The 20,599-nt window shown below is 55.6% G+C and carries 20 protein-coding genes; 15 read left to right on the forward strand and 5 right to left on the reverse strand.

Translation table 11 applies throughout. The features are described from left to right. Window positions 1–30: 30 nt before the first annotated feature. From BUB55_RS05735 to BUB55_RS05790, 12 genes are all read left to right on the forward strand, one after another. Window positions 31–1,011, forward strand: coding sequence for a hypothetical protein (locus BUB55_RS05735; protein ID WP_073189018.1), 981 nt, complete (start codon window positions 31–33; stop codon window positions 1,009–1,011). A gap of 71 nt (window positions 1,012–1,082) precedes the next feature. Then, window positions 1,083–1,586, forward strand: coding sequence for an RNA polymerase sigma factor (locus tag BUB55_RS05740; protein WP_073189020.1), 504 nt, complete (start codon window positions 1,083–1,085; stop codon window positions 1,584–1,586). Further along, a complete protein-coding gene (locus BUB55_RS05745) occupies window positions 1,583–2,395 on the forward strand; it encodes a hypothetical protein (RefSeq protein ID WP_143152930.1) in 813 nt (270 codons plus the stop codon). Before BUB55_RS05740 ends, BUB55_RS05745 begins: the two co-directional genes overlap by 4 nt. Next, on the forward strand, window positions 2,392–4,695 hold the full coding sequence (locus BUB55_RS05750; RefSeq protein WP_073189024.1) for a caspase family protein: 2,304 nt from the start codon (window positions 2,392–2,394) through the stop codon (window positions 4,693–4,695). Before BUB55_RS05745 ends, BUB55_RS05750 begins: the two co-directional genes overlap by 4 nt. 90 nt (window positions 4,696–4,785) lie before the next feature. Next, window positions 4,786–7,317, forward strand: a complete 2,532-nt coding sequence (locus BUB55_RS05755; RefSeq protein ID WP_234971819.1) for a TonB-dependent receptor plug domain-containing protein — start codon at window positions 4,786–4,788, stop codon at window positions 7,315–7,317. Continuing rightward, entirely contained in the window at window positions 7,301–8,932 is a 1,632-nt protein-coding gene (locus BUB55_RS05760) for a hypothetical protein (RefSeq protein ID WP_159431933.1), read from the forward strand. The genes BUB55_RS05755 and BUB55_RS05760 overlap by 17 nt, the downstream gene beginning before the upstream one ends. A gap of 76 nt (window positions 8,933–9,008) precedes the next feature. Beyond that, window positions 9,009–9,845: a DUF3450 family protein gene (locus BUB55_RS05765; RefSeq protein ID WP_073189028.1), complete on the forward strand. Its 837-nt coding sequence runs from the start codon at window positions 9,009–9,011 to the stop codon at window positions 9,843–9,845. Continuing rightward, window positions 9,842–11,362 (forward strand): MotA/TolQ/ExbB proton channel family protein, encoded by a 1,521-nt coding sequence (locus BUB55_RS05770; RefSeq protein WP_083596901.1) that lies wholly within the window; start codon window positions 9,842–9,844, stop codon window positions 11,360–11,362. Before BUB55_RS05765 ends, BUB55_RS05770 begins: the two co-directional genes overlap by 4 nt. A gap of 7 nt (window positions 11,363–11,369) precedes the next feature. Next, window positions 11,370–12,053, forward strand: a complete 684-nt coding sequence (locus tag BUB55_RS05775; RefSeq protein ID WP_073189030.1) for a MotA/TolQ/ExbB proton channel family protein — start codon at window positions 11,370–11,372, stop codon at window positions 12,051–12,053. Between the two features lie 2 nt (window positions 12,054–12,055). Beyond that, the gene (locus BUB55_RS05780) at window positions 12,056–12,460 is read left to right on the forward strand and encodes an ExbD/TolR family protein (protein WP_073189032.1); all 405 of its coding nucleotides are present in this window, start codon (window positions 12,056–12,058) and stop codon (window positions 12,458–12,460) included. Window positions 12,461–12,565: 105 nt separating this feature from the next. Beyond that, the gene (locus BUB55_RS05785) at window positions 12,566–13,213 is read left to right on the forward strand and encodes an energy transducer TonB (RefSeq protein WP_234971820.1); all 648 of its coding nucleotides are present in this window, start codon (window positions 12,566–12,568) and stop codon (window positions 13,211–13,213) included. 13 nt (window positions 13,214–13,226) lie between these two features. After that, window positions 13,227–14,273 carry a tetratricopeptide repeat protein gene (locus BUB55_RS05790; RefSeq protein ID WP_073189033.1) on the forward strand — a complete coding sequence of 349 codons (1,047 nt, stop codon included), beginning with the start codon at window positions 13,227–13,229 and terminating at the stop codon, window positions 14,271–14,273. A gap of 1 nt (window position 14,274) precedes the next feature. Here BUB55_RS05790 and BUB55_RS05795 read toward each other — a convergent pair whose 3' ends face one another. Together BUB55_RS05795 and BUB55_RS05800 are read right to left on the reverse strand one after the other, a co-directional pair. Beyond that, window positions 14,275–15,192 (reverse strand): hypothetical protein, encoded by a 918-nt coding sequence (locus BUB55_RS05795; protein ID WP_073189035.1) that lies wholly within the window; start codon window positions 15,190–15,192, stop codon window positions 14,275–14,277. 9 nt (window positions 15,193–15,201) lie between these two features. After that, on the reverse strand, window positions 15,202–15,945 hold the full coding sequence (locus BUB55_RS05800; RefSeq protein ID WP_143152932.1) for a hypothetical protein: 744 nt from the start codon (window positions 15,943–15,945) through the stop codon (window positions 15,202–15,204). Window positions 15,946–16,204: 259 nt separating this feature from the next. On the opposite strand from BUB55_RS05800, the gene BUB55_RS05805 reads away from it, so the two are divergent. Beyond that, window positions 16,205–16,906 carry a hypothetical protein gene (locus tag BUB55_RS05805; protein ID WP_143152933.1) on the forward strand — a complete coding sequence of 234 codons (702 nt, stop codon included), beginning with the start codon at window positions 16,205–16,207 and terminating at the stop codon, window positions 16,904–16,906. Here the strand turns inward: BUB55_RS05805 and BUB55_RS05810 are convergent. Continuing rightward, window positions 16,896–17,216: a hypothetical protein gene (locus tag BUB55_RS05810; RefSeq protein ID WP_073189041.1), complete on the reverse strand. Its 321-nt coding sequence runs from the start codon at window positions 17,214–17,216 to the stop codon at window positions 16,896–16,898. The genes BUB55_RS05805 and BUB55_RS05810 overlap by 11 nt on opposite strands. A 107-nt stretch (window positions 17,217–17,323) precedes the next feature. On the opposite strand from BUB55_RS05810, the gene BUB55_RS05815 reads away from it, so the two are divergent. Both BUB55_RS05815 and BUB55_RS05820 read left to right on the forward strand, forming a co-directional pair. Continuing rightward, window positions 17,324–17,668, forward strand: coding sequence for a hypothetical protein (locus BUB55_RS05815; RefSeq protein WP_073189043.1), 345 nt, complete (start codon window positions 17,324–17,326; stop codon window positions 17,666–17,668). A 13-nt stretch (window positions 17,669–17,681) separates the two neighbouring features. After that, on the forward strand, window positions 17,682–18,683 hold the full coding sequence (locus BUB55_RS05820) for a bile acid:sodium symporter family protein (RefSeq protein WP_073189045.1): 1,002 nt from the start codon (window positions 17,682–17,684) through the stop codon (window positions 18,681–18,683). 1 nt (window position 18,684) lies between these two features. Here the strand turns inward: BUB55_RS05820 and BUB55_RS14665 are convergent, their stop codons facing one another. Both BUB55_RS14665 and BUB55_RS05825 read right to left on the reverse strand, forming a co-directional pair. Continuing rightward, window positions 18,685–18,807: a hypothetical protein gene (locus tag BUB55_RS14665; RefSeq protein ID WP_255369495.1), complete on the reverse strand. Its 123-nt coding sequence runs from the start codon at window positions 18,805–18,807 to the stop codon at window positions 18,685–18,687. A gap of 18 nt (window positions 18,808–18,825) precedes the next feature. Beyond that, entirely contained in the window at window positions 18,826–20,493 is a 1,668-nt protein-coding gene (locus BUB55_RS05825) for a putative transporter (protein ID WP_073189128.1), read from the reverse strand. Window positions 20,494–20,599 lie beyond the last annotated feature (106 nt).

The following is a 20,599-nucleotide window of genomic DNA, read 5'->3' on the forward strand; positions in this document are numbered from 1 at the left end:
CAAACCGCGAAAATAATATACATTACGGGTATGGATACTACATCGGGTACATACCGTCGTATTTTTGTGCTGGGCTCCGGCTTCAGCAAGTCTTTCTGCCCGCAGATGCCCACGCTCAAGGACTTGAACGAGCGTATTCCCTTCGGCATTCCGGACGAGTTCCCGCACCTGCGCGAATACTGCACGCGCTTTTTGGAACTGTGCAATAGCCAGCCGGATTACCTGGACATCGAGCGGCTTTCGACGTCGATTCTTTCGGCGCAGATTTTCCCGGGGGTGCGAGAAAGCCTGTACCATTCCAGCCTGCGGTTTGAACTTTTGCGGTTTATCGCAAGCGAGATTCGGCACGACAAGGGCGTGGATGCGGACTGCGCGGCGGTGCTCCGCAAGTTCCTTTCGGGTTGCGAAAACTGCCCGGGCGAGGGCGTGCGCGATACGCTACTGCTATCGTTCAACTACGATACGCTTGTCGAAGACGTGATTACTGCCGACCCGGAGATGAGTTCGCGCGTGGCGGTGGATTACGGCGTGCGCATTGACCCTGCGGACCGGAGTGCGGTTCGTGCCCCGCGGACGCTCACGGTCGACCTGATCAAGCTCCACGGTTCGCTCAACTGGTACCCGGTAAAGGGCGCGTCGGACCCGCTCGACCTCAAGAACGTGTGCCAGGTGGAACCCTGCGACCGGAGTTTCCCCATCTACCGCGAAGACACGCCCATCTACATCCCGATGGCGCATGCGAAGGAATCCTTTTTGCGCGGGAGCCTCTTTAACCTGCTCTGGAGCAAGGCGGATTACTACCTGAAAAACGCTAAGGAAATCTATTTCCTGGGTTACGGTTTCCCGAAAACGGACATGAACAACCTGGAATTTTTGCTGCGGCATCGCGAACGCTTCAAGAAGGTGGTCGTTTTCGAGCCGGAAAATTCCCCTGTGCTGGAAAGGCTTCGCCGCCTGCTGGGCGATATGGTCGTGAGCCGCGACGCGAAGGAATACCTGGCGAATTTCTAGAAAAAAAACAATTTTTTGGGAATTTCTAAATTTGCGGTGACACTTTTGACCTCCCTAGGTGTTACACAGGCATGGAAAGGATGAATCCCGCAGATAACATGACGTTTTCGAAACTGTACGAGGTGTATGCCCCGATGGTTTACCGCCGCGCCATGGCCTTGCTGAGGGATGAATCCGAGGCCGAAGACATGGTGCAGAACGTGTTTTTGCGCGTGTACGAACGCTGGGACAGCCTGGATGTATCGCAGCCGAGCAGCCTCTTGTGGAATACGGCTACAAGGCTCTGCCTCAACCGCATCCGCGACAAAAAACGCCGCGGGCTCGATATGGACACGAGCGAACTCCTGCTCTCGATTGCCTGCGCGGACGATGAACAGGATTCGTTCGCGGCCCGGAACATCCTCTCGAGAATTTTTTCGAAGGAACAGGAATCGACAAGGACTATTGCGGTGTTACACTATGTAGACGGCATGACGCTCGAGGAAACCGCCCGCGAGGTGGGGCTCTCGGTGAGCGGCGTGCGCAAGCGCTTGCGGGGTCTGCAAGCCAAGGTAAAGGATCTGGAGGTAAAGTGATGATCCCCGATTGGAAACTGGAAAGATATTTGACGGGCGACTTGCCCGCTGCCGAGATGCGCGAGATTCGCGAACTCGAAAAGACGGACGCGATTTTCGCGAACCGCGTGAAGATGATGCGCGAGGACAACGCGGCGATTCTCCGCAAGATGCCCTTCGAGAGGCTCTCGGAAAAGCTCGAAGCGATGTCGGCGCGTCGCGGTGCTGGCGCAGGTTTTAACGGCGCTGGCAACATCGTGAATTTCAAGCTCGTGAAGTTCGCTGCCGCCGCGGCCCTTGTGCTTGCCGTGGTGTCGGTGGCGCTCTTTAGCCAGCGCGAAGTCATGGCCCCGGCGCAGTCAGGCGCACAGGTGATGGATGTCGCGATGGTCGACGCTTCGGAAATTCCGGGCGATGCCGGCGATACGCGCATCAAGGGCATGGACGCCCGCATGGAAGTGTGGAAAAAGACGGCCGACAGTGCCGTGCAGATGTCGAACCTGGACGAAGCCCGCGAAGGCGACGAAATCCAGCTCCGCTATTCCGTTCCCGAAAAAAGTTTTGGCCTATTGTTCAGCATGGACGGGAATGGCGCCCTCACGATGCATATGGGCAGCGAAAACCACGCTGTTGAGCTTGCTCCAGGCGAGATGACGACCTTGCCGTTCGCCTACAAGCTCGATAACGCGCCCAAGTTCGAAAAGTTCTTCTTGTTGACCTCGCGGAACATGTTCTCCATCAATGCGTCCGATATAGACGCTTCGCTCAAGCAGGAGGGCGTCCGTGTGGTAAGTTTTACGCTGCGTAAAGTGGGGGGAGTGTCGAAATGAGGAATATTATCGAAAAATTGGATACGTCCATAGTGCTTCAGGTTTTTTCCTTGGTGATTTTGCTGGTACTCGCGGCAACATCGGGGTCGCAGGCCGCGACAGGCTCGGCAGAAACCCAGATTAACCGCTATGTGCTCGCGGTGAGCGCAAATAACGGCGGCAAGGGCCGCCCCATGCTCCGCTATGCCGAAAGCGATGCCAAGTCCTTCGTGAACGTGCTCAAGGAAATGGGCGGCGTGCAACCGCAGAATATAGTGTTCGTGAAGGGCCCGAGTGTAGAAAAGCTCCGCCACGAGATGGACGCCCTCGACAAGAAGATTGCCCAGGGCAAGTCTACTGGCGGCCGCAACGAGGTGCTGGTGTACTACAGCGGCCACGCCGACGACAAGGGCCTGCGCCTTGGCGAAGAAGTTTACAACTGGAAGGAATTCCGCAAGAGGATTGACGCTCTCAATGGCGACGTGAAGATTGCGGTGATCGACGCCTGCGGTTCGGGCGCGATTACGCGCCTCAAGGGCGGTGTGGCCGTGCCCGCGTTCATGGTGGACAAGAGCAGCGACATGAAGGGCTATGCCTTTATCACGAGTAGCACGCAAGATGAATCTAGCCAGGAGAGCGACAAGCTGAAGGGTTCCTTCTTTACGCATTCGCTGGTGAGCGGCCTCCGCGGTGCGGGCGATGCGAGCGGTGACGGCAGGGTGACTCTTTCCGAAGCCTACCAGTTCGCGTTCAACGAGACTTTGCAGAAGACGGAGACCACTTTGGGCGGCGCCCAGCATCCGAGCCGCGACATGAACCTTGCCGGTACGGGCGACGTGGTGATGACGGATTTGCGCAGCACGAGCGCCGGCCTCGATTTGGACGAGGACGTGGACGGGCGCTTGTTCATCCGCGACGAGAAGGGAGAACTCGTTGCCGAACTCTACAAGAAGGGAGGCCGCGCGATGAGCCTCGGGTTCCCTGCCGGCAAGTACAGCGTACGCATGGAACGCCCCGCCGAGTACAAGGAAGCGACCGTGACTCTGCAGGACAACTACCGTGCCCGCCTTTCGCAAAAGCAGTTCGCCGCAGTGTCCGCCGAAAAGACGACGCTCCGCGGCGGTACCGAATTCAAGCCCGCAAGGACATGTGCCGCTGGCGATACGAACCAGTGCTCTCTCGATTCGCTCGACCGCAACGGGACTTCGCGCACCACGTTCAACCTCTACGACCACGACAAGGAACCGCGCAAGGGCGTGCAGCTAGGCCTTTTTGCCACGCGTGCCGACGATTACCTGATCGGCTCCCAAGTGAGCTTCTTGGTGAACAGCGCGAACAAGGACATGCGCGGCCTGCAGGTGACTGGCCTCATAAACCTCGGCGAAAACGTGGATGGCGCCCAGATTTCGGGAACCGTCAACTATGCCGAAAGCTTCCAGGGCCTGCAATTCGGTTTTGTCAACTGGGTCAACGACAAGTCCGACGGTGTCCAGATCGGCTATGTCAATGCCGGTTTCGATACGGTGGGCCCGGTGCAGGTGGGCTTTGTCGATTTCGCCAAGCAGACTGACGTGCAGATAGGCTTTGTAGACGTGGCTGGCGCGTCCGACGTGCAGGTTGGCTTTGTTGATGTTGCTCCCAAGTCAGATGTACAGGTGGGCTTCGTGGATGTCGCGGGCAGGTCCGATGTGCAGGTGGGCTTCGTGAACGCCTCTTACAAGGAAGGCGGCACGCAGGTCGGTTACGTGAATACGGCGACGGTATCGAAGGGCCGACAGGTAGGCTTCGTGAACGTCTGTCTTGAATGCGAGAAGACTCCGGTTGGCTTCGTGAGCATCGTGGGTAACGGCGTATGGTCCGGCTCTGCCTACGTTAACGAGATGGGCGCCCTCGGACTTTCGCTCCACTTGGGAACGGCATACTTCTATACGGCTTTCGAAGGGGCTCGCCAGTTTGAAAAGGGAACGAACTTTGAACACTTCAGCGACACCTGGGAAAGCGGGTTCGGCGTTGGAACGCAGTTCGGCACGTATGGCAGCCACTTCGAGCTCGAATACATGCACTTCAATGTTTTCGACAGGTTCCGCATGAACGATGTCGACGCAGGGTATCATCATCGCCTGCGCCTCGGATACGTGTACAGCCTGCTTCCGGGAATCGGTCTCGGCGTCGGCGGAACCGTGAACGTGGCGACCCAGGGCTACCAGGACGACGTAATCCTCAAGCCGCTCGGCAACTACCACGACGACGCGGGAAGCAAGAACCACAAGGGCCGCGTGTGGCCCGGATTCTACTCGGGAATCACCGTGGGAAAATTTTAAAAAACAAGTGACACTTTTTGCTCCTTTGAGTGTTACAATGGCAAATAGGGATTCCTATTTGCTATTTTTGATTGGAACGCGGGAATTTTGTTGAAGATTTATACTAGCATTATCGTTTTGTTTGCGGCCGTGGCCGCCCTGGCGCAAGAACCGGCGGCGGAAACGGTCGGTGATTCCGCGCAGGTTGCGGGAATCGTCTTCAACGGCGTGGTGCAAGATTCCTCGTTTGCTCCGGGCGAAAAGCTGAACGTGGAAATCCTCGAATCGGGCGAGGCGTTGCAGACAACTGTCGGTACGCCCTTCAGTGTAGTGCTCCCGGAAGATACGCTCTGGAACGTGTGCGTCACCAATTCCGATACCGCGGGCGCCGAGAAGGAAAAATGCTACGAGCTTGTCTACACCGGGAGCGAACGCAGCTTTTCGCAGGCGCTCGGAGAGGCCTTTGCGGAACCGGATAGTACGCATGCCGCAGCCGGTGATTCTGCGGGCGCAATCCCAGGCGATTCGTCAGGTGTCATCCTGAGCGGAGCGCAAGCGGAGTCGAAGGATCTAGACCCGAATTCCGCCGCTCCCGCCGATACTGCACAGCCTAATGACGTCAACGTCGACGACTTGCTCGCCGCGGGCGACAACACCAAGGTGACCGAACTCAAGAAAGTCGTGGTACAGCTGCGCAAGCGCCCCAAGCGCAAGCCCGGCGAATCCGTCGTTACCGCCAAGTCCATCAAGCGTATGCCCGGTCTCGCCGAAGCCGACGTAATCAAGAGCGTGCAGGCGCTCCCGGGCGTGGTCGCGAGTTCCGATTTCAGCTCCAAGATTTACGTGCGCGGTGGCGCCGCCGACCAGAACCTCTTCTTGTTCGACAACGCGGTCGTGTATTCCCCGGTGCATTTCTTCGGGCTGTTCAGCACGTTCCTCGTGGAAGGCATCGACGACGTGCAGTTCTACAAGAGCGGGTTCCCGGCACAGTACGGCAACCGCCTGAGTTCGGTGCTCAAGATGGAAGGCCGCGCGGGCGGCCAGGATACCGTGAACGAATGGTTCAGCAAGTCCAGCATCAAGGTGAGCACGTTCGCGGCCCAGCTCCATACCGAAGGCCATCAGGGCCCTGCCCGCTGGGTGTTCGCCGGTCGCACCACCTACATCGGCTATATGCTCGACCTGATGAACGCGGTGGGCCTCCTGGACCTGGATTTGGATTACGAGTTTACGGATTTGCAGGGCACGTTCATGTACAACGTCACGGACGATACCCGCCTCAAGTTCAGCTTCTATATAGGCAAGGACCGCCTTAGCTTTGACCCGCTCTATATGGACTGGGGGAATGTCGCCATCCCGATAAACCTGACGCACCGCATCAACGGCAACTGGGACTACAATGTGACCCTCGCGTACAGCGAGTTCTACCAGACCATGAAAATCAGCGACCTCATGTCTATCGAGATGTTCCTCTATACGTTCTCCGCCAAGCAGTGGCTGAACTACCGCGGCATCGCGAACCATACGCTCACCTTCGGCTACGAACTGGAATACGACTACGAACGCTACCAGGAAAAGATGGCGACCGTATCCGTGGCCGACATTCAGAAGCCCCTCCATCACGTAGGCTTTTTGCAGGATGCCTGGAAAATTACGCCGGATTACCTGCTGCAATATGGCATGCGCTTCAACTACCACGAGGCTTCGGAACATTTTGGCGTGGAACCGCGCGCATCCCTCACCGTCAACCTTGACGATTCCAAGACGCTCGAATTCTATGGCGGCTACTACCTGCAGTACCTGAACGCGCTCGTGTACACCGACCAGGAAACGCTCAACGATTTCTATTACCCCGCGACCAAGACGACGAGCGGGCGGCAAATCAAGCCGGCATCTTCGTGGCTCTTTGCGACGGAGTTCAGCCAGCGCGGAATATTGGACGATTACGACGCCACCGTGGGGCTGTATTACAAAACACAGAACAACCTGAACACGTTCGTGACGCAGCTCGATACCAGCGAAGATTCCAAGTCCAGTAAGCTCGTGCTGGCGGACCAGTTCGGCACGGCGGAAGCGTATTCCTTTGGTTACGAACTTTCGCTGCGCAAGGAAAAGGGCTGGTGGTTCGGCGGTATCAACTGGAGCCAGAGCATAAGCGTGATGAAGACCAACGACGGCACAAAGCCCTATTACCCGAGTTGGCACCAGCCATACGCGCTCAAGATGGATTTGGGACTCAACTGGCGCGGCCCGGAAGAATCCATGTCGGTTCACCCGACGCAAAAAGACATGTACCTGCGTTCCTCGGTTGTCCTCAAGTATTCGGCGGGCATGCCCATCAGCGAATACAAGGGCTACTACCTCTCCGAGCATATCGGTCACCAGGAGTATTCCGACGAGGTGGTCGTGATTCCGGGTAGCCGCAACGCGGCCCGCCAAACGGATTACTTCAGGGTAGACGTGAAGGCTATCGATGTCGGCCGCGAAGGCAAGTGGAATTTCAGCTGGACCATCATCAACCTGACCGATCACGAGAACATGTTCTTTACCTTCTACGATACGCGCAAGAACCCTCCCGAGAAGACTTCCATTTCGCAGTTCCCCTTTTTACCGATTATGCTGAGCTATGAATACTATTTCTAGAGTGATTAGTGGTTGGTGGTTAGTGGTTGGGTTGCTGCTGACTGCGTGCGGCGATTTCCATGGGCCGTGGGAATACTATCCCGAGGAACGCGAAATCTATACTGGCATCTTCACGTACGGATACATCCTCTCCGATGGCGGTTCCGACATCTGCTTTTCCAAGATTTACGAACTCGACGAAGCGGCGTCGCGGAATTTCGCATTCTACGACAGCGCCCGCGTTACGGTGCAGGGCCCGTTCGACATCGACGGAAAAGAAACCGATACCGCGCTGGTGCTTTCGCCCAGGGCGGACAATCCGAACTGCTTCTACAGTGAATTGGACGGCATTACGGGCAGGTCGTACAAGATGGACGCCTATTTTGAGTGGGACAGCGCGGGCCATGCGGCCAAATCGCGCTTTACGGCCAGGGCCGAAATCCCAAACGCCATTTCGATTCCCGGGATGAATGTCCCGCTGCCGGATGGCAGCTACGAATGGAGGGAGTATAACGATTCTACGGAGTTCCACGTCGAGTTCCTGGAATTCCCGATGGACATGGAGTTTGTCAAGTGCGACGTGGATTATGACAGGACTGTGAAGGGAGTCATCTCGGTGATGCGTTACGGCATCTCGAATGCGGAATCGCAGAAGACGACCATCAACGACATGCTTGAGGGTTTGACGGACAAGGACTCGACTGGTTACAGCGGGATTGCCATGCACGACCCGCTCGAAAGGAGCGAGAATCTCGGGTACACCATAAGCAGCTGGGTCGCCGATTTTAATGCGCTCGATACGCTTTACCTAATGAACATGATGATGCCGCTCGGCAAAATCTATGTGGATTTCTATGCGACCGACGCCGCCTACATTGATTACGAGATGAAGGTGACGAATTCGTTCAGCGATTCGCGTATCATTCCCGAATCGAATATCGAAAACGGCCTGGGCGTATTCAGCGGCATGGCGAAGACGACTATCAGCCTATATGTCGATGGCAACGGCGTGGACATGGAACATATCGCCTTCCGCAACTGCGACGAGACGGAAGGGGATTTTTCGGACAGCTGGGATTCCCGCGGGTGCAGGCTCTACCAGGATGTCGCTTGTTCCGGGATGCCCTCCGACAGCATGGAAAAGCTGGGCCTGCTGGAGGCGAATGCGCATGCCTACCTGTATTACAGGGAGTCGGAATACATGAAGGACAATGCCACCTGCTATGCATCGCACGTGAAGGCGGCGATGATGCTTGATACCGCCAAGTGGACTGTATTCTTGCCCGAGGGCATCAGCTCGGAAGATAAGAACAATGCTTACGCCGATGGCCTAAAGCGCTATTGCGTGGCCACCAATTTCGAAAGCAACGGTATCGCGGATTGCGGTAATCTCAAAAAGCAGTGCCTGGAAACACCCGAGAAGAACGACTGCAAGGAATACCTGTGGAAATGGTGCGCCGACCGCGACTGGAATATGGCTGACCATCCCCAGTGCGAATCGGCCCTGGTGAGCCGCTATTACCTGGAAGAGCAGAAATCAAACATCCTGGAGCGCGAAGTCAAGGAAATTTGCAATTCAAAGAATCCTCAAAGGCCCGAAATATGCGGGAAGTTACCTCAAAAGGAAAAGAATTGATAAAATCGGGTGACAGTTTGTGCGTATTCGGGTGTTTTAATTATGTAATTTTGAACAAAACCTATTGCGGAAAGTTATGAAAAGATTTAATTTGTTGCCTTTTGCGCTTTTGGTGCTCATGCTGTCGGGGTGGGCGTTTGCCGACCGCGATTCCGAGATTCGCGACCTCAAGCTCGAAAAGGAAAAGCTGAATTCCGAAATCCAGAAACTGAACCGCCAGATTGCATCGACCGACTCGATGCTCAAGGCGGACGATTCCCGCTACAAGACGCTGCAGAGCCGCTACAAGGCGGATACGGACCGCCGTCGTGCCGAAATCGACAGCCTGAACGCGAAAATCAGGGCAGTTGCTGGCGAACTCCAGACGGAACGCAACAAGCAGGCGCACGCGAAGAACCGTGCCGACAACGTGGCCGCAAAACGCAAGGCGCTGCGCTCCGAACTCACGGGCATCTGCAAGAAGCTCGAAGCCCAGGTGGCACAGACCCTCCCGTGGGAACGCGAAAGCAGGCTCGATCGCGTCAAGTCGCTCACCCGCGATATCGAAAGCGGAAACGCGAGCGAAGAAGAAGCCTTTTCTCGCCTCAAGTCGCTTGTGGCCGAAGAGACCAAGTTCGGTGACGAAGTCGTAGTCATCAACAGCCCGCTCACTCGCAAGGACGGCGAACTTATCAATGCGACGATCCTCCGTATCGGAAATCAATGGATGGTGTACAGCGACGAGAATGGGACGGTTTTTGGTTCCTTGGTACGCAAGCTGGACGGTGGGACCGTCGCTTACGAATGGAACGAGAACCTGAATCTCGAAGAACGTGCCGCCGTGAAACTTGCGCTTGACGTAAAGCAGGCGAAGAAGCCTCCCCAGGTCGTGAAGTTGCCGGTAAGCCTCTCTATCGTGGGAGGTGAAAAATGAGAAAGTTAATCGCAGTCCTCCTGTGCGCTACATCCGCATTCGCATGGCCGTGGTCTGATTCCGGCGAAAAGAAAGCAACGCCCGAAGACCAGGCCCGCATCAAGGATTCCCTCCAGCTCGAAGAAGTGAAGAATCTCCAGCGTGAAGTTGATGCGCTGACCCGCATTCGCCTGCAGAAGGCGGACTCGCTCGAAAAGCTCGAGGCGGAACACTGGCGCAAGCGCTATGCCGAATCGCAGCTGACCGAAGAACACCAGTCGGAGTCCCGCGAGCTTGATGGCCGCTATTCCAAGCTGTCGACGGATTTGGGTCGCGTCAACGAGGAAGTTGCCGCAAGCAAGAGTTTGACCGAGGAATCCGAAGAAAAGGCCCAGTCTGAGGAATCGGCCTACGATGCATTGAATACGCAGGTGAAGCTTTCCATCGACAAGGCGCTTGGCGATGTGATGGGCGACTATCCCGTGGGCATGAACAGCCGCCTCCTGCGCTTGAAGCAGGCTTCGGACGAAGCGGAAAAGAAGACCCCGAATACGATCGGTGCCGTCCAGGGATTCATGGACGACATGCTGCTCCGCCACGAGCTGACATACACGCAATTCTTCGGCAGGGAAGTTTCGCAGGTGGGTAGCCGCCCCGACGTGAACGTGAACCGCCTGCGTCTGGGAACCGTGTTCCTTGGCGAAGTCGCGCAGGATAACGGGGATGTGCAGGCGCTGCTCCGTTCCGGAGCCCTGCAGGGCAAGATTTTCGAATGGAACTCGATGCTTCCGCCCGAGATGGCCGCCGATATCAAGCAGGCCGTGATGCGTGCCGATTCCTCGATGGTCACGATCCCGCTGGACGTGTTGCAGAACAAGGCGGTCAAGAACGCGATTGCCGACACCAAGGAACTTACGTGGACCGAAAAGTTCGAGGAGTTCTTCAAGAAGGGCGGCATCGTGATGTACCCGCTGATGCTTGTCGCGATTTTTGCTTTGCTGCTCTGCCTGGAACGATTCCTGGTGCTCACGTACCGCGGGCATCTGGGACGTCGCTTCCTCAAGAAACTTTATGCGCTCGTGAAGGAATCCCGTTACGAAGATGCGGCTAGCCTTTGCCTCAAGAGGGAAACAAGCCTTTCGATGGTGCTTTTTGCGGTGCTGAACCGCGCCCGTGACAAGCGTGAAGATGCGGAACGCTCCCTGCAAGAGGCCCTGCTCCGCGAGCAGCCGAAACTCGAACGCCGCATGGGCCTTCTGGCCGCCATGGGCACGATTGCGCCGTTGCTCGGGCTTCTCGGTACGGTGACCGGTATCATCACGCTCTTTACGGTGATTACTGAAGTGGGTACGAACGATGCCCGCGTGCTTGCGGGAGGCATTTCCGAAGCCCTCGTGACGACCGAGACGGGCCTCGTGATTGCAATCCCGGTGATGATCCTTCACGGCCTCCTGAGCGAAAAGATCGAGAAGGTCACCAGCGAAATGTATGTGCAGAGCACCGCGCTCTTGAACAGGATTTTTGGAAAGGAAGCGTAGTCCGGGTATGTCCAACACCCACTACATACTCATCGAGTCTCTTGAAAACACGTACCATGCGGGTGGCGTGGTAATGCTCCCGATTCTTATCGCGGGCGTTATCGGGTTTTACTTCCTGTTTTCGGGATGGTTCCGCATCGGGAGCGATTTCTTTCGCGCCGATATCCACAAGGTCATCAAACGCATGCGCCTGGACCTGAACGGCGGAAACGAGGAGTACGAAAAGAACGCTGAACCGCCGAGCGTTGCTAAGGCGCTGCGCAGGCTCCGTAAGCGCGGGGGGCTTCTCGGCAGGGAACTCTGCTACGCGATCGAGGCGGCCCAGGACAATCCTGCGGGATTCCGCGACTATATGCAGGTGCGCCTCGCCAAGACGGTGCGCTACATGGAGCAGGGAAACCACATCGTGTCGGTGATGGCTTCGGCCGCTCCGCTGCTCGGGCTTCTCGGGACGGTGACGGGCATGGTGTCCACCTTCGAGGTGATAACGCTTTATGGAAACCAGAATCCGGTGCTTATGGCCGACGGCATTTCGGAAGCGCTCATCTCGACGCAGAGCGGACTGCTTGTGGCTTTCCCGCTGACACTCCTGAAACAGCGCCTGGATGAACGTGTGGATATTTTGCGCCAGAAGATGGAACTCGGCGCGACCGTGATAGAGAACTATTTCGTGGAAAAGGCGGAAGGCTGATTATGGAATTCAACATACCGAGAAGAAAGCAGAAGGATATGGGCATCGAGATGGGCCCGCTGATGGACATCGTGTTCATCCTGCTCATCTTTTTCGTGGTGACGTCTTCGTTTACCCGCGAGACGGGCGTGGACGTGACCAAGCCTCAAGCGCAATCCGCAAGCCAGCTCGAAAAGGAAAACCTGCTGATCGCGATTACGCGCGAAGGCACGATCCATATGAATGAACGCCAGGTGGATCTGGCGAGCCTGCAGGATATCCTGAAACAGTCGCTCGCGAAGGCACCGGACCGTGAAGCCGTGGTGATTGCCGACAAGGGCGCCGAAACGGGCGTGCTCGTGCAGGTGATAGACATGTGCAACCTGGCCGGGGTAAAGAAAGTCTCGATTGCGGCGCAGGCGGAATAGGGATGATTGGTAATTGATGATGTGGAGTGTGGGATGTGGGATTTTTTTGCGGTGTCATCCTGAGCGTAGTGCGTAGCACGAAGTCGAAGGATCTAGGACTTTATAATGTTGAGATTGTTGAAGAAAATTTTCAAGCGCTTTGCTATTTTGCTTGCGGCAATTCTCGCGAGTGCGGCACTCGTGTTCTCCGTGACGATGGCGAACCTGTTCTTGACGGGGAAGGTCTTTCACGAGAAAAAGTACACGAAGACAGAAATTGCGGTCAAGAAGGTCGAGGAAGTTGAAAAGAAAGTCGAAAAGAAAAAGCCTGCACGCAAGCCTAACCGCATGAAGTCGAATTCGCGTTCGCCCAAGGCGGGTCCGCGGTTTGCGATGAACTTGGGGGCTGCTTCGGGCAACGGTGGCGCTACCGTTAGCCGCGACCTCGTGGCCGATTTCCGCGGTGGTGCGCTATCGACCGAGAAGGGCGACGTGGACAAGAAACCCGAAAGCCGCACGATGGCGAATTTCCAGGTGCCGCCCAAAATCAGGGACAACGAAATTGACGCGACGCTCCGCTTGAGTTTTTGCGTGGATGTGAGCGGGAAGGCTTACGACATCAAGGTTCTCGAGGAATCTCCGGCGGGTTCGGGACTTGCCGCTGCCGGCCGCGAGGCTCTTGGCCGCATGACGTTTGCTCCGGCCGAAAAGGCGGGGAAGGCGGTGCCTTTCTGTGGCATGGAACAGCCGTTCGAAGTGAAGTTCAGGGATTAGGGAAATGCATAATATGAATAAATGGACTTGCGCGTTTTTCTCCCTGGTTGCAATCGCATTTGTCGCGGTGCCGTCTTTCGCGGCGCAATCCGCATATGATTTGATGGAGCGTGCGAACGCTTTGTACCGTGATGGGAAATTCAGGCAGGCAATCACGCTTTACCGCAAGGCGGAATCCCGAGGCGCGGACCCCGTCGCCACCAGTTTCAACATCGCGAATAGCTATTACCAGATGGACAACTTGCCCGAAGCCGCCGCCACGTACCGCAAGGCGATCGACTTCTCGAACGGGGCTTTCTCTCCGGCGCTCTTCAACATGGCGAGCGTGTACTTTAGACTCCGGCAGTATCCCGAATGCGTGGCGGCGTACCACCGCGCGTTGAAACTGGAGCCGGAAAATGTTTCCGGCTGGCTTTACTTGGGCGAAGCCTACAGTAAAACCGGCGACGGGGTCGGCGCGCTGCGTGCGATTGAGAATGCATACCGGCTTGACAAGGAAGATATCAGTATTGTCTACCAGCTTTCGGAAGCGAATATTGCACTCAATGATTTTGAACGTGCCGTGAGCGTGATCCGCGAAGGCTATGCGGCGCATCCCGAAGAAATCGATTTCCTGGTGTACCTGGGCGATGTCTACCGCCTGAACAAGCAATTTGAAGAGAGCGCGGGCGCTTACCGCGAAGCGCTGGGCGTGCGGCCCGATGATGCCGCCACGATGTACAAGCTTGCGGACGTGCTTGCCGAAGACGACAAGCCCTTTGTCGCGATGGATATCCTCAACAACCTCTTGCAAATCAAGCCCGACTTTGCCGACGCGGCGATTTTCCTTGGGAACCTCGCGTACGATGCCAAGTTCAATGATCGTGCCGAGGCCGCCTACGAGCAGGCCGCCCGCGTGGGGAATGCCGAGGCGGTTTACGGCTTCAAGAATCTCGCTTTTGATGCGCACGCCCAAAAGCGTGACGACGAGGCGCTCCGTCTGCTAAAAATCGCCCAAAAGTACTATCCGGACGATGCGACGGTTGAAGCCGAAATTTTGAATATCGAAAATCCCGAGTGAATCAGTACCAGGTTGTAAATACCACCTGGAGACTTGTCATGGAAGTTTCGGAAATACGCCAAAAATCGGTAACGTCACTGATTAACTTTACGCTAAAGTCGGTTCTGCCCATACGTATGCCGATTCCTGGAACAATGGCGAAATTGAAGAATGCCCAATCCTCGTCGTTGTAGCCAATGACCTCTTTGTAATTGAGCCAACCGTAATGGAACAGGTTAAAGCCGAATTGCGGTCCAAGCTCTACGTAAAAGATGGAGAAGTTGATGCGGGCGGCGACATTCGCCTTGATGCTGAGCATCATGAACAGGTTGACCTTCTCCTTGAACTTTTCAAAATCGCTTTTGTCTTCGTCGTCATCCCCGCCAAGTCCTGTTAAAGTTCCTAGGTTGGCTTGGTTGAGAAGCTGGCTGTAGTCCCCGTTGTAATACCCGTTCATAATCTGGGTGTACAGGTCGGCTTGATTTTGGGAACTTGTGGTGTTGGTTGTGTTTGAGTTTTGATTATTGACACGGAGGTAGGGGAACGGGTCGTTGGGTTTCCCTCCAAATAGCTTAAAGTCTAAATCGAGACTCGTGACGGCTTCAATTGTTTTTCGGTTGTTGAAAATCTTGGAAATGCCGAAGAAGAAGCCGCCTCCGTAAACGTCCTTGAGCGCCGTGTTCATGGGGTCGTAGGCAGCTTTTAGCCAGGAGTATTCAAAACCCTTGCGGAGGCCCCATGAGCCATCGCCGTCATCATTGTTGTTGTTGGCCGTGGTGGTGACATTTTGCTCGACGGATTCGTCGGCAGGTCCCTGGGGGTTGCTTGGGAACACGCTCTCGAACCCCTGGGAACCGTATCCCTGGGATTCATAGCCAATCTCTTGGCCAAAGACGCAACTGAGCGCGCCTGCGACGAGAACTGTCCACCACTTATTCATAGAGTGCTGCTAGGGCTTGGCTGTTGGTGCGGGAGTTTGGATGGTGGGCCTTTGCTGTACGGCGGGCTGGGCTGCGGGTCGAACGTTTGGTTGTTGCGCAACAGGCTGCTGCGCAGGTTTTGGCTGGGCCGTTGGCTGTGCAGGCGCTTGCGGTTGTACCGGTTTGGGTTGCGCGGCAGGCTGTGCAGGTTGTGCGGCAGGCTGTGCAGGTTGTGCAGCAGGCTGGGTCACGGTTTGCGCAGGAGGTTGCTGTGGCTGCGGAGCCGGGGTGAATTGCGGAATGTTGCGCGGAGCATTTGCCTGTGGTTGCGGGTGTACTGTTCGGTTTATTGTATTGGGAGGTTGTTGACGGTATACCTGCTGCGTTGGATTGGGGGCGGATTGGGCGCATGCCTGGCCCGACTTTACAACAGGAGTGTAGCGGACGGCGATTCCCCAGTACCGGCAGAGCACATCCGTTACCTTTCCGTCGCTTTCTTTTTGAGTGGTTTCTTCGGCACGAATGTTCATGATGTCGTGGATTGAAGTGTCGCGGGAGGTAATTGTGGTGACAAAGTCAAATACCGAGCACTTGGACTTGCTTGCCCAGGTCACGGTCTTGACGATCTCTGTTTGGTAAGAGCCGACGAACTCCACGTTGTTGGTGATTTTGTCCACGTAGCCGACTTCGGTGTGGACATCGGTTTGCGTAGTGGCGCAGCCGGCAAGTAAAGCGACCGCTGCCAGGGAGCCCAAAAGAATATGGCTTTTCATACTACAACCTCTGCCTGAAATGTTAACTTCTGTTAATATATCATAATGTTCAGGAAAAAGGAGACCTCCTGCCCTCTTTTTTTTGCCTTTTTGACCCAAAATAACCCTTTTTTTGAGATATTTTGAGAAAATGACGTCGAGCCCATGGACTAGAAAACAACAATTAATGCTTTGGGGCTCTTTTAAAGTGGATGTGTAATTTATATGTTTATGGCATGGAGGTAGTATGGAGAACAAACTAACCGCAATTCTTTTTTTTATGGCCCTGCCATTTGCCTTGATTGCCTGTGGCAGCGAGAGTGATCCCGTCGATGCAAAAGACGCGTGGGATCCGGAGTCCATGTCGGACAAGCCTGTCCCCAACAAAAACTGTACCGAGACGGCGACCATGAAGCAACCCGACGGTATTTACGAGTGTAAAGAAGATCGGTGGGTGCTGCAAAAGGAATTCGAATGCACCACCGGCGATGCGGACTATACCCTTGCAGGCTTTACACGTTTTTGCACGGACGGTTTTTGGAAGGTGACCGAGTGTGTCGACGGTGGCACCATCATGCAAAATGAAAAATGTTATGAGTGCAAGAATAACAAGTTGGTCGCGACAGATGCGTCCGCTTGCAGTGGCTCCGTGCAACCTCAAACGCCTGTTACTGCAGATTCCTCGGTTTGCGGGACTTGGACTTCTTCAGGCAAGTTGATGCTCCAGGACCTGGGGTCCGTTATGGCCGACGACCTGCAGTTTGTGGCGTGCCCCGAGGGTTCACACATGCCCACAGCCGACGAGTGGAACGCCTTCAAAGAGATTTTGGTTGCATCTCCCGGCGCGTTTGAAACCTGCAATCTCAGTTACGTGTACTGGATTGATGCAAATACGGTGATGAGTTTTGCCAACCGCCAGGCGCCCGCGCTGGGCGTCCCTGAGCAGGGGTCGCAGTACAATATTCGCTGTGTTATGGACTAGGTTTTGGATCCAAAATCCTTAGCCTGAGTTTTTGACGTTTGACATTCTCGCGCTCGCGTTCGGCAACCATTTGCCGGTATTCTGTACGGGTCCCGTCGCTCTCTTTTACAAAGGATTCCATTGTGCCGATGATCCTGGCTATGCGCTCGGGCGGTTTAGGGAGTTTTTTTAGGTATTTGAGGAGTGCGTCTACGTCTTCCCGTTCCATGGGAAATGTTTCGGCTTCGTAGGAAAGTTGCATTTCGGTGGCACTGATTTCAATCAGGTCGTTTTTGCGCAGGTCCAGGTATTCTTGTATCGGTGATTTCATGCGTTCCCCATTCTAGTAGGGGGAATCTACAAAACGAAGGTTCTTGTGCGTGCAAACAATAGTTGCAAAATGCGGCACGCTTAAAATAAAAAGTATATATTAAAGGCATGGCGCTTTCGAACGTGGCAAAGATTACAGAATGGGACGGGATCCAGGGCAAGGCCGTGGCCGGCGGCGTGGAGTATTCCGTTTATGTGGGGGTGTTTGGCGACATTATCCGCATGCCCATCGTTGGCGATACGTTTGTTATCGACAAGGCGGGCAAGTCCAAGGAAGGCTATTTCATTATTAAGGCGAGCCTCGACGGGGTGCCGGTGCGCCGCTCCAAAAAAACCAGGGGGTCTATCTTTTTTAGACTGTTCTCGAACAATCGTTTTGTCCGGATCGTGGGTTCGCTGCTCCTGCTTTCGCTTGCCATGGGACTGATGCTTGCCATGTGCAGTGGCAAGTGACTATATTTTTTGCATGCTCAAGATAATCAAGGCTGTTAGCCGTTTTCTTTCTACCTACACATCCCTCGTTGTAATCGGTTGCGCGGTCATCGCGTTCTTCGTTCCTGTGGCGTTTGGCTGGGTTCACGGGAATGTCTCGAGTGTCATTCTCGGCATCATCATGCTGAGCATGGGCCTTACGCTTTCGGTCGAAGACATCAAGATCCTATTCAAGCGCCCGTTCGACATTTTGCTGGGGGCGGTGGCCCAGTACACCATCATGCCGCTCATTGCGTTTACGCTCACCAAGGTGTTCGGACTCGACCCGTACTTGGCGGTGGGCATCATCCTCGTGGGCTGCTGCCCGGGTGGCGTCTCGAGCAACGTGATGAGTTTTTTGGCGCGCGGTGACGTGGCGTTCTCGGTGGGCATGACCACGGCGAGTACGCTTTTGGCGCCCATCATGACCCCGCTTTTAGTGCTTTGGCTTGCCGACACGAGCATCGAGGTGAACGCCCTCGGGATGTTCCTCAACATCCTCTACGTGACCATCGGCCCCGTGACTATCGGTTTTTTGTGCAACCACTTTTTCGGGAAGCGCGCGACATTCAAGGAAATCCAGGCGAACATGCCTGCCGTGAGTGTCATTGGGCTCGCCTTGATTGTGGGCGGCGTGATTGTCACGGTGCGCCCGCAGCTCTTTGCAAACGGTTTTGGCCTCATTGCGCTAGTGCTCGCGGTGGTCTTTTGCCACAACGGGCTCGGCTACCTGTTGGGCTACGGCGTGGGGAGCCTTTTCAAGTTCAACAGCGCGAAAAAGCGCACGATCGCCATCGAGGTGGGCGTGCAGAACGCGGGCATGGCTACTGTACTTGCCGCGGGGTTCTTTGCGAACCCGGAGAACGTGGCCGCCCACCCCGAGGCGGTGCTTTGCGTGGTGCCTTGCGCCATCAGCTGTGCCTACCATTCCATTTCGGGGACGATAGTCGCAGGGCTCTTTGCCTGGCATGACGACCGCAAGGCGGCAAAGAAGTAGTTTATTTTTCGAGGACTTTGGCGGCGCTTTCCACTTCGTGCGTGTAGCTGTCGCCGTTGTTGCACGCCACGAGGGTGGCGATGAGAGTGATGCTTGCGAGTGCGAGTAATATTTTATTGATCATAGTGAGTCCTTTTTTTAGTTATACAGTCATTAGGAAGATGGCCAATACCTGTGCGCTCAAAATGCGGAGTAGCATGGTGAGCGGGTATACCGAGGCGTAGCCCACATTGGTCGCTTCGCTGTTAGAGAGCCCGTTCGCAAAGGCGAGTGCCGGAGGGTCCGTCATGGAACCCGCGAGCATGCCGCAAAGCGACAGGTAGTTTACGTGGAAGGCGATTTTGCCCACAATCCCCGCTACCATGAGAGGCACGAAGGTGATGAAAGTGGCAAGACCCATGTAGTAGAATCCGTCGCCGTTCAAAAGCACGTCAAAGAAGTGGATGCCCGCGTTGAGACCCACGCACGTGAGGAACAGCGTGATGCCGAGTTCGCGGAGCATCAGGTTCGCGCTTGCCGCCATAAAGAAGTTGAGCGGGCCGATTTTGCGTTTGCGCGAAAGCACGATGGAGACAATGAGCGGACCGCCGGCGAGCCCGAGCTTGAGGGGCGTGGGCATGCCGGGGATGGCGAGTGGGATGGATCCCGCGATGATGCCAAGGAAGATGCCTACGAAGGCGGGGATGATTTCGGGATGGTCCAGAGCTTGGAGCGAGTCGCCCAGTTCCTTGGCGACGGCGTCGATGCCCTCGGCGGGTCCGACAACCAGTAGCTTGTCTGCGAATTTGAGTCGCAGGTCCAGGCGTCCGGTGAACTTGAATTCGCCGCGGACCACACGGCTCACGTTTACGCCGTAGCGTTCGGGGAAGGCGAGCGAACCGATGGTCTTGCCGAGCATCTTCTTGTTCGTCACCAAAATGGTACGGGTGGTAAGCGTGCAGGCGAGTTTGGTGATGGGCGTCTCGAGGCGGCTCCCGATGACCTTCTCCATGGCGGCGACCGCATCGGGGAGGCCTACGATGTGCACCTTGTCGTTTGCCTCGATGACGGTCTTGCCGTTCGGGGTGATGATGTCGTTGTGGCGGAGGAGACGCGTGATGACGACGCCACTCGAAATGAGTCCAGGGATTTCTTTGAGTTGCAGGCCAAAGAGGTTCTTGTTCTCGATGGTCAGGCTCTCCGAGACGATTTCTTTACGGGTGGCGGCGATTTCGTCGGCGTATTCCTTGGCGGCGGTATCGGGGTTTTGCTTGAAGAATACGCGCACTAGAATCATGACCAATATGATGCCGATGACGCCGAAGGGGTAGGCGACTGCGTACCCGACGCCCGTAAGCGAAGCGTCCATACCGGCTGTCGCGAGCGCGGAATTCGCGGCCCCGAGCGAGGGCGTGTTTGTGACGGCGCCGCAAAGCATGCCGATGAGAACGGGCACGTTGTTGTGCATATCTGTAAAGGCGTAAATGCATAGCGTGACGATGACACCCGTGAGCACGACCGTTACCGAGAGGATGTTAAGCACGAGCCCGTGACGGCGTATGGAATCCACGAAGCCCGGGCCCACCTGCATGCCGATGGTGTAAACGAATAGGATGAGCCCGAATTCTTGTATAAAGTGCAGGACGTCCGTTTCGATGCGGAGCCCCAGGTGGCCAAACAAGATGCCCACAAAAAGGGCGCCCGCCCCGCCGAGTGAAATGCCTTTCACCTTGATTTTGCCGAGCATGAGCCCGAGGGCGGCTGTTACGGAGAGAGCCACTATTTGTTCTGCGACGGAGTTCCTTGTAAAGAGGTCGATAAGCCACTGCATAGTTTTTTCCTTGATTTCGGCCTCAAATGTAGAATCCCCCATTGATATTGACTAATACATTATTTATATTAAATTCATCACTTTTAGTTATGAATTGTAAGGCGGG

Origin of the sequence: Fibrobacter sp. UWP2 (assembly GCF_900141705.1) — a bacterium.
In the GTDB taxonomy this organism is placed as follows: Bacteria; Fibrobacterota; Fibrobacteria; order Fibrobacterales; family Fibrobacteraceae; genus Fibrobacter.

Coding starts and splice junctions, on each gene's coding strand:
- BUB55_RS05735 (WP_073189018.1), top strand. CDS start 31: ATGGATACTACATCGGGTACATACCGTCGTATTTTTGTGCTGGGCTCC.
- BUB55_RS05740 (WP_073189020.1), top strand. CDS start 1,083: ATGGAAAGGATGAATCCCGCAGATAACATGACGTTTTCGAAACTGTAC.
- BUB55_RS05750 (WP_073189024.1), top strand. CDS start 2,392: ATGAGGAATATTATCGAAAAATTGGATACGTCCATAGTGCTTCAGGTT.
- BUB55_RS05760 (WP_159431933.1), top strand. CDS start 7,301: ATGAATACTATTTCTAGAGTGATTAGTGGTTGGTGGTTAGTGGTTGGG.
- BUB55_RS05765 (WP_073189028.1), top strand. CDS start 9,009: ATGAAAAGATTTAATTTGTTGCCTTTTGCGCTTTTGGTGCTCATGCTG.
- BUB55_RS05770 (WP_083596901.1), top strand. CDS start 9,842: ATGAGAAAGTTAATCGCAGTCCTCCTGTGCGCTACATCCGCATTCGCA.
- BUB55_RS05775 (WP_073189030.1), top strand. CDS start 11,370: ATGTCCAACACCCACTACATACTCATCGAGTCTCTTGAAAACACGTAC.
- BUB55_RS05780 (WP_073189032.1), top strand. CDS start 12,056: ATGGAATTCAACATACCGAGAAGAAAGCAGAAGGATATGGGCATCGAG.
- BUB55_RS05785 (WP_234971820.1), top strand. CDS start 12,566: ATGTTGAGATTGTTGAAGAAAATTTTCAAGCGCTTTGCTATTTTGCTT.
- BUB55_RS05790 (WP_073189033.1), top strand. CDS start 13,227: ATGAATAAATGGACTTGCGCGTTTTTCTCCCTGGTTGCAATCGCATTT.
- BUB55_RS05795 (WP_073189035.1), bottom strand. CDS start 15,192: ATGAATAAGTGGTGGACAGTTCTCGTCGCAGGCGCGCTCAGTTGCGTC.
- BUB55_RS05800 (WP_143152932.1), bottom strand. CDS start 15,945: ATGAAAAGCCATATTCTTTTGGGCTCCCTGGCAGCGGTCGCTTTACTT.
- BUB55_RS05805 (WP_143152933.1), top strand. CDS start 16,205: ATGGCCCTGCCATTTGCCTTGATTGCCTGTGGCAGCGAGAGTGATCCC.
- BUB55_RS05810 (WP_073189041.1), bottom strand. CDS start 17,216: ATGAAATCACCGATACAAGAATACCTGGACCTGCGCAAAAACGACCTG.
- BUB55_RS05815 (WP_073189043.1), top strand. CDS start 17,324: ATGGCGCTTTCGAACGTGGCAAAGATTACAGAATGGGACGGGATCCAG.
- BUB55_RS05820 (WP_073189045.1), top strand. CDS start 17,682: ATGCTCAAGATAATCAAGGCTGTTAGCCGTTTTCTTTCTACCTACACA.
- BUB55_RS14665 (WP_255369495.1), bottom strand. CDS start 18,807: ATGATCAATAAAATATTACTCGCACTCGCAAGCATCACTCTCATCGCC.
- BUB55_RS05825 (WP_073189128.1), bottom strand. CDS start 20,493: ATGCAGTGGCTTATCGACCTCTTTACAAGGAACTCCGTCGCAGAACAA.